Source organism: Synechococcus sp. R5-12, from assembly GCF_047502655.1.
In the GTDB taxonomy this organism is placed as follows: Bacteria; Cyanobacteriota; Cyanobacteriia; order Thermostichales; family Thermostichaceae; genus Thermostichus.
In genome coordinates this window covers 1-15,295 of the sequence record NZ_JANSIM010000043.1, presented here as the reverse complement: position 1 = coordinate 15,295, position 15,295 = coordinate 1, and the positions used below count along the sequence as shown (strand labels likewise).

Below are 15,295 nucleotides of genomic sequence, written 5' to 3'. Positions count from 1 at the left end.
CCTACGGGTACAGTGCGGGGCTCCTGCGATTTCTAGCTGACCCTAACCAGCGGGCGGTTTCTGCTAGAAACCCATCAGACGAGCAACAGCGGACAGCTCAGGGACAACGCCGGTGTGGATAGGAGCGGATCCCTGGTGGCTGGCCGTGTCCGGATCCTTAAGGCCATTGCCCGTCAGCACGCACACCACCTGTGCTCCAGCAGGCACCTGCTCTCGCCATTTCAGCAATCCTGCCACCGAGGCCGCGCTGGCCGGCTCGCAAAAGATCCCTTCTTCGGATGCCAGGAGACGATAGGCTGCCAGAATCTCCTCGTCGGTGACGCTATCCACCTGACCGCCGCTCACCTGCACTGCCGCCTTGGCCTTCACCCAACTGGCAGGATTGCCGATGCGAATGGCCGTGGCCACCGTCTCTGGGTGTTCCACCACCCGGTTCAACACCATGGGGGCAGCACCGGCAGCCTCGAAGCCGTAGAGACGAGGGCGACGGGTAGCCTTGCCCTGCTGGCGGTACTGGCAAAACCCCATCCAATAAGCCGTGATGTTGCCCGCGTTGCCCACCGGAATACAGAGCCAATCGGGGGCATCCCCCAAAGCATCCACCACCTCGAAGGCGGCGGTTTTCTGCCCTTCCAAGCGGAAGCGGTTGACCGAGTTCACCAGGGCCACCGGGTAGGTTTCCGCCAGCTGCCGCACCATAGCCAGCGCTTGGTCGAAGTTGCCTTGAACGGCGATGATCTCCGCCCCATACATCAGGGTTTGGGCCAGTTTGCCTTTGGCCACGTAGCCATCGGGGATCAGCACATAGGCCCGCAGACCTCCTTTGGCCGCAAAGGCAGCAGCCGCCGCCGAGGTGTTGCCGGTGCTGGCGCAGATGATCGCCTCTGCCCCTGCCTCTTTAGCCTTGGACACGGCCATCGTCATACCCCGATCCTTGAAACTACCGGTGGGGTTGAGGCCCTCCAACTTCAGGTAAACTTGACAGTCTCGCCCCAGCCGTTGGCTCAAAGCCGGGGAAGGCACCAGAGGCGTGTTGCCCTCATGTAGCGTGACCACAGGTGTGCTGGCGCTGACGGGGAGCCATTCCCGATAGTGCTGGATCAGGCCGGGCCAAAGCCCCACTTGCGCGCGGGATCCGGCTATACGAGGGGGATGGGTGGGATTCAGGGTCGCCATGCCGCAGAGGACACCGAGGCTAATCAAAGACCGGCTTTCTCACTGTAGCTGTTCGTGGAGGGGTTCGTATCCACCTCCCGCAGCGGCGGCAGAAACATCTTCCTGATCCCCTCTCTTCAGAAGCTGGGGAGCGGAGGAGCTGCAGGTCGCAAGGCCAGAGCCTGCACCAGAGAGCGCAACTTCAGACGAATCTCGGCCAGCTCTTGCTCTGGGTTGGAGTCAGCCACAATCCCGGCACCGGCATACAAGCGGGCCCAATTCCCCCGAATTAGGGCGGAGCGGATCCCCACCACAAACTCGCCATTGCCCTGTAAGTCTACCCAGCCCAAGGGAGCGGCATAGCTGGAGCGATCAAAGGGTTCCAACCGCTCTAGCCACTGCAGCGCCGCCTGTTGGGGATACCCTCCCACCGCTGCCGTCGGGTGGAGCTGGGCCAGCAGATCGAACAGATGTACATCGGCGGGGAGCTCCGCCTCGATCAAGGTTTGCAGATGCTGGATGTTGGCCAAACGGAGCAGCCGAGGCTGAGGGGAAATGCAGGGATCCATCCCCAACCGACCCAGAGCCTCCTGGATCGAGCGCACCACCCACTCATGTTCTCGGCGGTCTTTGGCGCTGCAAAGCAACCTCTCGGCCAGCACCTGATCCTGGTGGCTGGTGGCTCCACGGGCTGCAGAGCCGGCTAAGGCATCGATCTGCGCCCGACCTTGCCACACAGAGAGCAGGCGCTCCGGAGTGGCCCCCAAGAAAACCTGGGGAAAGGCCCCCTCTTGGACCAGGGGGAGAGGCCTGGCCGGCAAATTCCCCCGAGCATCTGCCTCCAAGGACTTCGGCCCGCTGACGCCAGCGGCAAAGGCAAAGATGCTGCAATCGGGATGATGCTTTTCCAGATAAGCCAGCAGAGGCGGGATCGATGGCGAGGCAGGCAAGTGCAGATCCACAGCCTCTGCCAGCACCACCTTTTCTAAGAATCCCGCCTGAATCACCTGCAGGGCTTTTTGGATGCGCGCCAAGAGGGGGGCTTCCTCCACCTCCACCGGCACGGGAGCTTGCAATTCCCACAAGGGCAAGGGGGATCGAGAAAGGCGCTCCATTTGGGCAAAAAAGGCGGTGATCTGCCCGGCCAAAGCTGCTAGGTCACTTTCGGGAGCAATTTCCAGATTGAGCCGCGCCACCGCCAGAGATCTCCAGGAGCCTGGTACCTGCAACAGTTGCCAGCGCGGCAGAACCAGCGCCGCCCCCCCATCACTCCTGGGGCTGAAACCAAGGCGACAGAAACACAGGGGGCGTTCCTGCCGGCTGTCTGGGAATCTTCCCACTTCCGAGGGCTCCGTTCTGCCAATGCAAGCGGCATGGACGTGGGGCTGCAGCTCTTCTACAAAGCTCCGTGCCGCCCGCAAGCCCCCTTCTCCCGCGAGATCAACCTGCCGCAGGGATCCCCACCCCAGCACCCGCACCCTTTCCCCGTGGGCCTTGTGGGAGAGATAACAGTAGCTCGGGAATCGGTTTGTGGGGAGCGAACCCAGCCTCTGGGCCAGCACCGCCAGCGGATCCAGCTCTGGGATGGGCTGCGACAAGCTGAGGATTTGGGGAACACCCCGCGCCCGCGCCATCTGTTGGCAGGCGGCTAGGAAGGGATCCCAGTGGCGCCGATTCCCCGTCTCGCCTGTCCAAGCAGAAGTGCGCATCGGCGGCCATGCTCTCGGCCACTCCAGGCACTCAAGCGTACCGTGGGCATTCCGAGGGGAAAGAGAAGAGGTCATGCGAAAGAGCAAAGAGAACGATCCCACCTTGGCCGAAAACAGGACACCTGTCGATGGAGACCGGCAGGAGATGACTTTAGGATAAGAGATTAGGAGAAGAGCCGGCAGCCCGGGCTTTTGGGGGCCAGATCTGAGGAGCTTCTTCACGGACTGCAAAGTTTCTTAGCATCCTGGAGAATGCTTCCTAAGGCGCTCTACCTTACAGAACAGATATAGACAGATCCGGAGACGGGCCCCAGAGCAGGCTTGCTCCCCAAGGAGAATTCGCATGCATCCAGATGTCGGCCAAGTGCAGCCACCAGCAGAGGTCGCATGGAGTGACCCCTCCCGCTGGCAATTGTGGATGGCTGCCCTTAAGCCCCCCATGTACAGCGTGGCGATCATGCCCATCTGGGTGGGATCCGCCATTGCCTACGCCCAGTCAGGGGTACTGGATTTGGGGGTTTTGGGGGTGTTTTGGGGAGCCGCCATCTGCATCTTGGCCTGGGTCAACATCAGCAACGACGTGTTCGATGCCCAGACAGGGGTGGACAAAAACAAACTCCACTCCCTGGTTAACCTGACGGGCAAGCCGGGGCAGGTGTTTTGGGTGGGGAATGCCTTTTTGGCCCTGGGGCTGCTGGGGATCCTGTGGCTGAGCTGGCGGCAATGGGATCCGACGGTGCTGCTGTTGGTGCTGCTGGCCTGCGGGCTGGGCTATGCCTACCAAGGGCCGCCCCTGCGCCTGGGCTACCAGGGCCTGGGGGAGATCCTCTGCTTTTTCAGCTTTGGGCCGCTGGCGGTCTCGGCTGCCCACTACAGCCAAAGCCAGACTTGGTCGCTGCCGGGGTTAGCGGCCTCACTGGTGGTGGGAATGGCGACCAGCTTGATTTTGTTTTGTTCCCATTTCCATCAAGTGCAGGATGACCTAGCCTGTGGCAAGCGCTCGCCGGTGGCCCGCCTGGGAACCTTGCGCTCGGCCCGCCTCATCCCCTGGCTCTGCAGCAGCCTTTTTGCCTTGATGCTGCTGTTTGTGGGGCTGGGGATCTTTCCGGCTTGGACCCTGCTGAGTTTGGCGGGGATCCCGTTTGCAGTGCGGCTTTCCCGCCTGCTGGGTACCTATCACGATCAGCCGCAGCGGATTAGCCATTCCAAGTTCATCGCCGTCGGCCTCCACTTTTGGCTGGGGCTGTTTCTGGGGTTGGGGTTCATCCTCAGCCGATATGGCTGAAGGCTGAAAAGTCGGCTTAAGGCTAGGTGTGCGCGGGATCCCTCCGGTGCAGCCGGCAAAATGAGATAAGCTACAGCCTAGTGCGCTAGGTCAGAGCATGGCCTCTGAGGTGAGTCATCGGTTCGGGTCGAGGTGAGGCGGCAGCAAGAATAGGATGGGGCGATTCTTCAATTCCAACCTGGGAGTGGCGCTGTTGGGGAGCAGCATCTTGGCTGCTTTGGTGGGCTGGGCCTTGTCGATCGACATCGAGGAAGTGAAGGTGGAGTCTCCTTCCCCCGATCAGCCCCTCTCGGTCAGCCGCAGGGTAGACATCTTGGGTCGTCGGGGAGGCCATCAGCGTTGGCGGTTGATTGCCGAGCAGGTGGATCTGGCAGCTGGGCAACAGGTATTTGAACAGGGGGCACACGGCTACTTCTACGGAGAAGGTGCCGACCGGCAAAAAGGGGTGCCGGATCCCTTTTTTGATAGCAGCGAGCAGATGACTTGGCGGGCCAAGCGAGCCCGCTACAATGCCACCGCCGATGAGCTGTATTTGGATGAGGAGGTGGAGGTGAGGAGCGGCGACGGCAGCCTGCTCTTGACCAGCGCCTTGAGAGTCACCCCTGAAGAGCGCATCGAGGTGCCGGCGGAGTTCACCCTCAAAGGCCGGGAAATGGTGCTGCAGGGCCGCTCCGGTTCGTTTAACTTTCAGTTTGCCCTTCTCAGGGCCGAGCAGGGCAAGCTGATAGTGTTGCCCCCAAACGGCTCGGCACCCACCTCCACCACCATCACCGCCGACCAGATCACCTACGACCGCACCCAACAAGTGGCTCAGGGGAAAGGGAACCTGCGCATTCGCGAACGTGGCATTGAGATTCGCGCTCCCCAAGGCACCTACCTGCGGCAACAGGCCCAAAGCATTCTCTCCGGCGGTGTGGTGTTGCAAGAGGTGGCCGGCGACAGCAGCCGGGATCCCTTGTTGGCGGATCTGCGCTTGGCCCAGGCTTCCCCCGGCCCGGAGGCAACCCCCAACCGACAGGATCAAGAAGTCACCATCATTGCCGACCGCCTCACGTACGACCGCAACACGCAAATTGCCCAAGGGGAAGGCAACCTGGAGATCCAGCAGGGGGAAACCATCATCCGGTCGGCCCAGGGCACCTACCGCCGCCGCGAATCCCAAAGTTTGTTGACCGGAGGGGTCACCCTGGAAGAGCCCGGACGGGTGCTCACCTCAGCCCGCCTAGAGGGCAACCACCGCGACAAGATCTTCTTCTTTGAAGAGAACGTCCTTTACCGGCAGATGGCTACCTCCACTCCGGCGCCCAGCGAGGGATCCCTGACAGAGGAGCTGCGCCAAGCCGAAACCGAGGTGCGGGCTGCCCGCCTGGTTTACAACTCCCGCACCGGCACTTCCGAGTTTAGCGATGCCGTCGAGTTCATCCAGCGGGGGCGCAGGGCCAAGGCCAACCAGGCCACCATCACCCCTGAGAAAGTGGAGCTGCGGGGAGAGGTGGTGATCGAGCAGATCGAGGGGGAGTGGCTGGCGCGGCGGCTACAAAACCCGGAGACCCAGGCCGATGTGGATCAGCCGACGGTGATCTACGCCGACCGGGTGGAGATCGACCAAGCCAGCGGCGATGCCCGCTTCTTTGGCAATGTGGTTATTGTGCAGGCCAACCGCGCCATCGAAGGGGATCGCGCCGATTACTTCGACCGAGAACAAATTTTCAAAATCAGCGCCGAACAGGCTCCTGTGGTGCTCTGCGATCGGGGAGAGGTCGGCCGCCTTCCCGGGGAGAGCACCCAAGCTCTGCCGGGCCGCAACGCGCTGGATCAGATGTGCCGGGGCGCCAATCGCCTCAGTGGCAAGCTGGTTACCCTGAACATAAAACAAGATGAATACACCGTCGAAGGGGACGGGCAACAGCAGGGCATGTTTCAGTTTCGCATCACCGACGCCCTCTGATGGGATCCCCCCTCGGGGAGCCATCTGTGGTTTTTGATCGTCCAGGTTTGGCTGAGGTTGTGATCCGAGGTGATGTCATGACGGCTCCACTCGCCGAGGGCAAACTGCGCAGAACCCCTGCTCAAGCGGGCAGCTTTTGGGGATCCCTGAGATTGGGAGCTGCCTTTTTGGAGTTTTATCTCTTCAAAGAGATGATCCGCCCCTTCTTTCTGGGGGTGGCCGGGGGCACGGTGATGATGCTGGGCAACCAGCTGTTTATCTACACCGATCTGCTGGTGAAAAAGGGCGCCCCTCCCCTGACCATTTTGCACATTCTCCTCCTCAATTTGCCCGCCATTTTGGTGGTCACCTTTCCCATTGCCGGCCTCTTTGCCACCTTGCTCACCCTGGGCAAAATGGGAGCCGACAGCGAGATCACCGCCCTGCGTGCTGCTGGGATCCCCTATCGCAAAGTGTTTATCCCCGTGCTCTGTATTGGCCTGCTGATCAGCGGCTTGGCGCTGTTGACCAATGAAGTGATTGTGCCGGAAACCAACCAAAAGGTGAAAATCCTGAACAAGAACCTCATCTTGGCTCAAGATGCTCTTTTGTTTAATCCAGAAGAGATCGTGCGGGTGGATGATGATCTCTGGTTTCATGTCGGATCGATTGACCCGAAGACCGGCTTGATGCAGGATTTGTTGATCCTGGATCGCAAAGCTGAGACCGGCCACCTGCGCTATCCGCAGGTGATCTCCGCTCAAACCGCGCAGCAGGTGGGCCAATCGTGGCAACTGCGAGATGTGGTGATCCGCCGTTATGACGAGCAGGGGCGCACCTACTATGAAGGCCAGGTGGAAGAAATGCAGCTCAACATCGTCAACAAACTGGTGGGCCTGGTGTATGCGGAAAAAGTGCCCCAAGAGCAACGGGCGGGGGAGCTGTGGGAGCAGTGCCAGCGATATCGAGCGGAGCAACGTCCTTCTGCCGATGTGGCCCGCTGCCTGACGGAATACCACCTCAAGTTCGCCATTCCTTTGGCCAGCTTTTTCGCCATCTTGGTGGCTGCCCCCTTGGGCCTGCAAACGGTGCGGCAAACGGGGCGCTACGGCGGCGTGGCGCTAGCGATTGTTCTGGTGTTTATTTACTATGTACTGATGAGCCTGGGACGAGCGATGGGTCGAGTTGAGCACATCGATCCCTGGCTGGCTGCCTGGTTGCCGAATATGATTTTCGGTGGGGTAGGCCTTTCTTTACTGTGGCGGTTTTTACGGTGAAATCCTGCAACTTCCCCCCTGACTTCAGCCCTTGGGCAAAGTGGTTGGCCCTTTGCTGGGGCGGCTCCCTGTGGTTGGGGACGGGGGAGGCCGTCTTCGCCCAGTTGGACCCCCTGCCCACTGTTGGCGTCGGCGGGACGGAGTTCTCTCTGGAGGGCTACCAGCGCTTTCGGTCAGCGCAAACACTTGCTCAGCGCCTGCAACTGGCCCGCCGGGCTTCCAGCCCAGAACCGATGGCTGCCGCCGATGAGGAGCCCATCACCTTGGCCGAGGCGCAATCTTCTCTGCCTGCTACAGCCTTGACTGCGGCAACCCCACCCCCTACGGCCCCGGTTTCAGACTTTGGATCCCCTCCCCTTGCCAACTCTCCTGAAAAGCCCCTCACGCCAGAAGAACTGAACCGACAGCGGCTACAACGGCTGTTGGCCGAAGGGGCAGCAGCCCATGCTCGGCGACAGGCGCAGCAGGCCCAGGCAACACCTTCTCCCCAACCCCCTTCACCGGCGACGCCCACTGCAGCAGTTCCCACCCTGGACTCCCTTCGGCTTTCCCAGCCCATGACTTCTCAGGCTGAGGCCCTGCGGGTGGAAGAGCAACCCTGGCTGCGCCCCACCAAGGACTCCGTCCCGCTAACGCGATCGGAATCCAATGGCGAAAACCGGGCTACGGCCCAACTGCAAGGTGGAGCCGGTTCAGAGGCAAGGTTAAATCGGATCCCAGCTTCGACGGTTCCTCCCTTGATCTCCCAAGCCGGTGGGAGCTTGGATTTGGGCGGTGTCCTGTTGGCAGAGGCCACCCCTGGGTCGGGGCTGACGGGATCCCCCATGGCCACTCAAAGGGGCAGGGAAGCCTTTGTCCCCACTGCGGGCTCACCCCTGGCTCCTCAACTGCTGGAGCAGTTCCCCCTTTTGCGGGATCTGGGCACTGGTGCAGATGCCGTTTCAGCGGCAGAAAATCTTGGCACCGGCAGCCAGGGATCCCAAATCCGCCAGCAGCTCTCGGCCACCGCGCAGCGGCAAATTCCCCTTGACCCGGATCAAATCAACGTGAGTGGGGATGTGCTCAGCTACATCGCCGAACAAGACCTGGGCATTGCCGAGGGGAACGCCTTGATCCAACTGGCCGACGGCACCCGCATCACCGGCGACCGGCTGCTGTTTTATCGGCGGGAGCGACGCCTGCGCAGCGAGGGCCCTTTTCGCATGGAGCAGCCCCCTGGCCCCCAAGGGCGGGGGATCCGGCAAATCGAAGGGCGAAATTTGGATCTGGATATCCCCGGTCGCACCGCCCAATTTGAGAGCTCGCTGGTCATTCTGCCGGGGGAGGAGCCGGGCACCAAGGTTTTTGTGCGCAGCCAAGAGACCACCGCCATTTTGGGGGATCAGATCTTTTTCGAGAAAGCCACCGTCACCACCTCGCCAGAGCCACCCATCACCCACTACGTGCAAGGGGATTGGGTGGAGGTGTTTCCCGATGACCGGGTGATCGTCTACGACGCCCGCGTGTTTGCCGGCGGCGAGCTGACAGAAGCAGGGGATCTGCGGGCGGGCCTTCAGATCGCCTATTTCCCCCTGTTCATCTACAGCCTGCGAGATCACCAATGGGTGCTGCCGGGGCGCAGCGAGACAGAGGGGGTGTTTGTCAAATCCAGTTGGGCCTACCGCTTCGACGAATACAACTTCGGCGGCCTGCGGCTGGATGCCATCCAGAAAAAAGGGGTGGGCATTGGTTTCTTGCATGACTACATCCTGCCCATCCCGGACAGCGTCAACTACGGGCGAGCCCAGTTTTACTTGGTTACCGAAGCCGACCAACAGCGCTTCTCCAGCCGTTTCCGCATCGACCACAACTTCGACTTTTACGCTGCCAACCTCTTTGGGCAGGAAGGCCAACTGCGGGGGCAGCTCAACCTCAACCTGGACAACACCTACCGTCCTGCCGGCGGGCGCAACGACAACGCCGATCTGCGTCTCAACGCCACCTTTCAGGGGGATCTCTCCACCACCACCCTCAACATCAGCCGCACCGGATCCCAGGAGCGGGGCATCTACAGCTTCCCCCTCACCCTCAGCCACACTCAGCGCTACGGGGGCGTGCATTGGCTGCAATCGGATCTGCGCTTGGACTACAACCAGCGGGTGAGCGTCAAAGATGGCCCCGACTTTGCCGATGCGCGGTTGACGCTGGGCACTCAACTGACCCCACCCGGTTGGGGAGGTACCTATCGCCTGGCCTACCGCGCCTACAGCAGTTCCAATGGCGACAACGAGCCGCGTCGCAACTTCGAGCTGGCCTTTAACCCCGACCTCGTTCGCATCACGCCCGATATTGCCCTCAGCAGCGCCCTCACCCTAACTCAAGAGCAACAGCCGGATCAGGAGGTGGGGGCGGGCCTCCACTTTTTCAATCGCTACGAGCTGCGCTCCAGCCTTCAGTTCAACGATATTCAACCGGCTCCCTGGATCACCTTCATGCCGGGTTCTATCGATTACACCCAAGTCCTCTACTCCACTCCTGACCAGGAGTCTACCGTCAGCCTCAACCCTCGCCTCAGTCTCAGACCTGCCGACTGGAATACCATCGACCTGCGCTACAGCCGCACCTTCTACGGCAACAATTCTGTGCCCTTCCAAACCCTCTCCACCAGCCCTAAAGATGTGGATCGCATCAATGCCAACATCAGCTTCTTTACGCCCCGCGATCCCCTACCCGATGTGCCCCCAGGCTACATTGCCTTTGAAGATGACCTGCCCGGCGAGCTGCCGATAGCCCTGACCTTCCCCGACGATACCCCGGAGGATTTGGCAGCGATTGCCTCCCGCAACTTGCAGGAGCTGCAGGCAGAGGTGAAAAACCTGGTGCGCCTGGACACCAGCCTTGGCTACGACTTCATCACCCAGAAGTGGGATACCCTCAACGCCAACTTCACCTGGAGCACCGCCCCTGATCTGTTCAACATTCAGTTGCAGACGGCCTACGACCTGAACCAGGGACAGCTCCAACCCGTTCGTCTGGAATATCGGGGACGCAGCAGCACCACATTTAACCGGGATCAACGCTCTGGCCTGGATGTGTATGAGCCGGGGATCAGCTATGCGCTGCAGGCGGTTTACGATCCCCGGTTGGGCCAGATCTCTACCTATGGTCTGGAGCTGGATGCCACCCTCGGCACGCGATGGCAAAATCACTGGCGGCTGCGCTTGGGCCTGACGGAAGAAGGGATCCGCCGGGTGGAAGTTCGCCGTGACCTGCGGGATTTTGAGCTGCGCTTTGCCTACGATCCGGTGGCAGAGTCACTGCGCTTGGAAGGGATCCTGGTGGCTTTCCCCAGTCGCCCGGTGGGCCTCACCCAAGAGCGGGGAGATTTTCAGCTGACCTCTCCCATCACCTCCCCTATCGGCACCTTTTTGCTCCGCGACGCCGACGCGACCGGCTTGGATGGCCTCAGGCCCTGATCCCCGCTTCCCTGGGAAGGCTCCCTGTCCACTGTTGCGACGGGCTAGGTGATGACGTCTGGCTGCTGCCGACCAGTGCGGGCGCGAATCTGGGCAAGGTGATCGGCCAGTTGAATCTGTTCGGCCAAGGCCGCTTGGGGCTCCAGGCCATGCCGGGCGGGATCCAGCTCCAATCGCTCCAGGTACACCCGCAGGGTGGCTCCGTGGGTGCCGGTTCCAGAAAGCCGGTAGATGATGCGGGAGCCATTTTCAAAGCCGATGCGGATCCCTTGGTGGCTGGTAGTGCTGCCGTCTACGGGATCGGTGTAGCTGAAGTCGTCAGCGTAGGCCACCAGCTGGGATCCCAGGCGCTGGCCCACCCACCCGGGCAGGGAGCGTCGCAAGTCTGCCATCAGCGCCTCGGCCACCTCCACCGGCAGTCCCTCGTAGTCGTGACGGGAGTAGACGTTGCGCCCATAGGTGCGCCAGTGCTCTTCCACGATCTGCCGCACCGGCTGCCGTCGAACGGCCAAAATGTTCAGCCAAAACAGGACGGCCCAGAGCCCGTCTTTTTCCCGGATGTGGTGGGATCCGGTACCGAAGCTCTCTTCCCCGCAGAGGGTAACTTTGCCCGCATCCAGCAGGTTGCCGAAGAATTTCCAGCCGGTGGGGGTCTCGTAGCAAGGGATCCCCAGCTTGGCCGCCACCCGATCCGCTGCCTGGCTGGTGGGCATGGAGCGGGCAATTCCCGCCAGACCTTCTCGGTAGCCGGGTACCCGGTGGGCATTGGCAGCCAAGACTGCCAAGCTGTCGCTGGGGGTCACGTAAAATTGGCGGCCCAGGATCAGGTTGCGATCCCCATCCCCATCGGAAGCGGCCCCAAAGTCCGGCCCATCTTCCCGAAACAACAGTTCCACCAACGAGCGGGCATGCACCAGGTTGGGATCCGGGTGTCCGCCGCCAAAATCCGGCAGGGGCTGCCCGTTGAGCACACTGCCCTCTGGCGCTCCCAGGGATCCCTGGAAAATGGCGTGGGCATATGGGCCGGTGACGGCGTGCATGGCGTCGAAGGCAATGCGGATCCCGGAAGCCAGGTAGTCGCGGATGGCCTCGAAATCGAACAGACGCTGCATCAGGCCCAAGTAATCGGCCACCGGGTCGATGACGGACACCGTGAGGGACCCCAGCCGTTGCTCGCCCAAGCGATCCAGATCGACATCGGGAGCTTCCAGGATGCGGTACTCCCGGATCTGCTGGGTGCGGGCGTAAATGGCCTCGGTCACCTTCTCCGGGGCAGGGCCACCGTTGCCGATGTTGTACTTGATGCCGAAATCCCCCTGGGGGCCGCCGGGGTTGTGGCTGGCAGAGAAGATGATCCCCCCGTAGGCGCCGTACTTGCGGATGAGACAGGAAACCGCCGGCGTGGAGAGGATCCCTCCTTGGCCCACCAGGACTCGCCCGATGCCGTTGGCCGCCGCCATCTTGAGCAGGATCTGAATGGCCTCGCGGTTGTAGTAGCGGCCATCCCCCCCCACCACCAGGGTTTGGCCGGCGGATCCCTCTAGGACATCAAAAATGGATTGGACGAAGTTTTCCAGGTAGTGGGGCTGCTGAAACACCGATACCGGCTTGCGCAGGCCAGAGGTGCCGGGTCTCTGGCCAGGGAAGGGCGTCGTGGGAACAATGCGCAGGCTCATAGGCTGCCGGAAAAGCTGCTTGCTCCTTTACTATCTCATCGTTGGGCCTCTTGTTTGGGCTGAGTTGCATCGGCAGCGCAGACTTCTTTCCCTGCCCATCCATGTGTGGATTGGGTTGAGCGGACTGCATCATCTCGGCTGGTAGCCCTCCATCCTCAATCCCCTGGCTTAACCACCCACTCCACCGGGGTTTTGCTGGGATCCGGCAATTTCAACGAGAACAGCCCCGCCGCCAAGATCAAGAGGGTGGAAAACCAAAGACAGCCCTCCAATCCGTAGAACTGGAAGAGGATCCCAGAAGTTACCGTCCCCAACAGCCGCCCGCCGGAATTGGCCATGTAGTAAAAGCCCACATTGAGGGCTACGTCGTCGTCTTCCGTGTAGGCCAGCACCAGGTAGGAATGCACTGCCGAATTGAAGGCAAAGACGATCCCGAACAGGATCAAGCCGCCGGTGATCACCAGCTCCGGTGCCAGCCCGGCCATGAAGGCTGTGGCAATGATCGCCGGCACCGCCGTCAGCACGAAGGTCCAAATCTGGATGGTGCGGGCCTTGGGAGCACGGCCAGGGCGACCCCCACCCAGCAGTTGCGGCGCTACAAACTGAATGAACCCATAGCCAATCACCCAGATGGCCATGTAACTGCCCACCTGCATAAAAGTCCAGCCCAAGCTGTCGTAGAGAAACACCGGCAGGGCCACCACAAACCACACATCCCGCGACCCAAACAGGAAAAAGCGAGCTGCCGAGAGGATGTTGATCTCTCTGCTCTTGGAAAACAGCCGCTTGAAGGGGATCTTGGCCTTGATTTTGCCCATGTCTGCAGGCAGCAGCGCCCCCGAACAGAAGATCAAAGCCAACGCCCCCGCCTGGACAAAGTTGGCCATGCGGAAGCCCATGGGATCCCCGTAGATTTCGGTGAAGATCTGCAGCAGGGCCGCTCCCACAAAGAACCCCACCCCCTTGAGGGCGTTTTTGGATCCCGTGAGCATAGCCACCCAACGAAACAGGCGGGATTCCGCTTCTTTGGGCACCACCAGGCGGATGGCGCTTTTGGAGCTCATCTTGGTGAGATCTTTGGCGATCCCGGCCAGAGCTTGGGCGGTCATCACGTAGGCCACCTGACTCCAGACCGGCCACTGCAGGTTGATCACCCCCAGCATCACCAAACCGAAGATCTGGATGGCAATGCCCCCATACAGGGTCAGCCGCAGGCCAAACAGGGATCCAATCCAGCCGCCCAGGAAGTTGGTAATCACCCCGAAGATCTCGTAGAAGAGAAACAGCATGGCAATTTGGATCGGGGTAAAGCCCAACTTGTGGAAGTGCAGCAGCACCAACATGCGGATGGCGCCATCGGTGATGGTGAACCCCCAATAGGCCGCTGTAACCAGGGCGTAGTTGCGAACCGCAGAGGCTTGAGCCGTCGAAACAGAAGTCATGGGCAGGTCTCCAAGGGAGATGTTTCTATAGACTGCGGGCCACTTTGCGGGCCAGTTCCGCCATGCGGTTGGCGTAGCCCCATTCGTTGTCGTACCAGGCCAGGATCTTCACCTGGGCGCCATCCACCACCATCGTCGAGGGCGCATCCACAATGCTGGAACGGGGATCCCCTTTGAAATCCACCGAGACCAGGGGCAGCTCCTCGTAGCCGAGGATCCCCTTGAGTTCGCCCTCGGCTGCAGTTTTTAAGAGGTGATTGACTTCTTCCACGGTGGTGGGCCGCCTGACTTCGAACACCGCATCGGTCAGGGAAGCGTTCAAGAGAGGAACACGCACCGCAATGCCGTTTAATTTGCCGTTGAGTTCGGGGTAAATCAGCCCAATGGCCGTGGCCGAGCCGGTGGTGGTGGGCACCAAAGACAGCAGAGCGGAGCGGGCCCGCCGCAGATCTTTGTGGGGGGCATCCACCATGGTTTGGGTATTGGTAACGTCATGGATGGTGGTGATCACCCCGTGAACAATGCCGATCCCCTCGTGGATGACCTTCACCAAAGGAGCCAGGCAGTTGGTGGTGCAGGAAGCCGCCGTGAGCAAATGGTGCCGGGCCGGGTCGTACAGGTGATCGTTGACGCCCATAACAATGTTGAGGGCTGTCTTGTCTTGGACGGGAGCAGCCACAATCACCTTGCGCACCCCCGCTTTGAAGTAGGCATCCAGCTCCGCTGCCTTGACAAATTTGCCCGAGCATTCCAGCACTAGCTCGATCCCCAACTCTGCCCAGGGCACTTCACCAGGAGACTTGTGTTCGCTAAAGGTGAGGGTTTTGTCCTGAATGCGCAGCCGGTTATCGGATCCCTCAATGTCGATAGCCCAGCGGCCCTGCACCGAGTCAAACTTCAACAGGTGGGCCGCCGTCGCAGCTCCCCCTTTGATCTCGTTGATGTGGGCGAATTCCAGCTCTTCCCAGCCCCAAGCAGCCCGCAACACCAGCCGTCCGATGCGGCCAAAACCGTTGATGCCCACCCGCACTGCCATAGCATTGACCCTAGACTTGTCCAGAAGGGATCCCGCTCTCTCAGGGCAAATCCCGCCTCGACTCTATCAGAACGCCCTAGTCGTTTCAAGACAAGTTGATGGGTAGGGTCAGGAGAGACTGGCCGATGGGGGTCGGTTCACAGTTGGCCTTGGGAAATGTTGCCGATGTCCTGAAATCCAAAAGGGATCCGCTGAGGCAGCCCCAATCGACAACAGGGCCTATCCTGTAGCCGATTTGCAGTCCAGATCCACACCTCTGGGCAACAATTCGCCCAACCCGGCAACCGGTGGCGTGACATACTCCCATCGCTGACCCTACGGGTACAGCGTGGG

10 protein-coding genes are annotated in these 15,295 nt (G+C 61.0%); 4 read left to right on the top strand and 6 right to left on the bottom strand.

From position 1 onward, the window contains the following. Positions 1–63 precede the first annotated feature (63 nt). Both thrC and NW843_RS03250 read right to left on the bottom strand, forming a co-directional pair. Complete coding sequence (thrC, locus tag NW843_RS03255; RefSeq protein ID WP_011433867.1) at positions 64–1,122, bottom strand: threonine synthase; 1,059 nt, start codon at positions 1,120–1,122, stop codon at positions 64–66. 170 nt (positions 1,123–1,292) lie between these two features. Further along, positions 1,293–2,864, bottom strand: coding sequence for an isochorismate synthase (locus NW843_RS03250; RefSeq protein ID WP_414522097.1), 1,572 nt, complete (start codon positions 2,862–2,864; stop codon positions 1,293–1,295). Between the two features lie 343 nt (positions 2,865–3,207). Here NW843_RS03250 and menA point away from each other — a divergent pair, with 343 nt between their 5' ends. From menA to NW843_RS03230, 4 genes are all read left to right on the top strand, one after another. Further along, positions 3,208–4,149 carry a 2-carboxy-1,4-naphthoquinone phytyltransferase gene (menA, locus tag NW843_RS03245; protein WP_414522096.1) on the top strand — a complete coding sequence of 314 codons (942 nt, stop codon included), beginning with the start codon at positions 3,208–3,210 and terminating at the stop codon, positions 4,147–4,149. Between the two features lie 154 nt (positions 4,150–4,303). Then, positions 4,304–6,097, top strand: coding sequence for an LptA/OstA family protein (locus NW843_RS03240; RefSeq protein ID WP_414522095.1), 1,794 nt, complete (start codon positions 4,304–4,306; stop codon positions 6,095–6,097). Between the two features lie 77 nt (positions 6,098–6,174). Next, entirely contained in the window at positions 6,175–7,353 is a 1,179-nt protein-coding gene (locus tag NW843_RS03235; protein WP_414383558.1) for an LptF/LptG family permease, read from the top strand. A 44-nt stretch (positions 7,354–7,397) separates the two neighbouring features. Beyond that, positions 7,398–10,808, top strand: coding sequence for a hypothetical protein (locus NW843_RS03230; protein ID WP_414522094.1), 3,411 nt, complete (start codon positions 7,398–7,400; stop codon positions 10,806–10,808). Between the two features lie 44 nt (positions 10,809–10,852). Here NW843_RS03230 and NW843_RS03225 read toward each other — a convergent pair whose 3' ends face one another. The 4 genes from NW843_RS03225 to NW843_RS03210 all read right to left on the bottom strand — a co-directional run. Continuing rightward, a complete protein-coding gene (locus tag NW843_RS03225) occupies positions 10,853–12,484 on the bottom strand; it encodes an alpha-D-glucose phosphate-specific phosphoglucomutase (protein ID WP_414522093.1) in 1,632 nt (543 codons plus the stop codon). Positions 12,485–12,639: 155 nt separating this feature from the next. After that, on the bottom strand, positions 12,640–13,926 hold the full coding sequence (gene arsJ, locus NW843_RS03220; RefSeq protein WP_414522092.1) for an organoarsenical effux MFS transporter ArsJ: 1,287 nt from the start codon (positions 13,924–13,926) through the stop codon (positions 12,640–12,642). Positions 13,927–13,951: 25 nt separating this feature from the next. After that, a complete protein-coding gene (locus NW843_RS03215; RefSeq protein WP_414424603.1) occupies positions 13,952–14,962 on the bottom strand; it encodes an ArsJ-associated glyceraldehyde-3-phosphate dehydrogenase in 1,011 nt (336 codons plus the stop codon). 85 nt (positions 14,963–15,047) lie between these two features. After that, a partial coding sequence (locus NW843_RS03210) for a hypothetical protein (RefSeq protein ID WP_414522091.1) occupies positions 15,048–15,295 on the bottom strand: 248 nt, incomplete at its 5' end.

Coding starts and splice junctions, on each gene's coding strand:
- NW843_RS03250 (WP_414522097.1), bottom strand. CDS start 2,864: ATGCGCACTTCTGCTTGGACAGGCGAGACGGGGAATCGGCGCCACTGG.
- menA (WP_414522096.1), top strand. CDS start 3,208: ATGCATCCAGATGTCGGCCAAGTGCAGCCACCAGCAGAGGTCGCATGG.
- NW843_RS03240 (WP_414522095.1), top strand. CDS start 4,304: ATGGGGCGATTCTTCAATTCCAACCTGGGAGTGGCGCTGTTGGGGAGC.
- NW843_RS03235 (WP_414383558.1), top strand. CDS start 6,175: ATGACGGCTCCACTCGCCGAGGGCAAACTGCGCAGAACCCCTGCTCAA.
- NW843_RS03225 (WP_414522093.1), bottom strand. CDS start 12,484: ATGAGCCTGCGCATTGTTCCCACGACGCCCTTCCCTGGCCAGAGACCC.
- arsJ (WP_414522092.1), bottom strand. CDS start 13,926: ATGACTTCTGTTTCGACGGCTCAAGCCTCTGCGGTTCGCAACTACGCC.
- NW843_RS03215 (WP_414424603.1), bottom strand. CDS start 14,962: ATGGCAGTGCGGGTGGGCATCAACGGTTTTGGCCGCATCGGACGGCTG.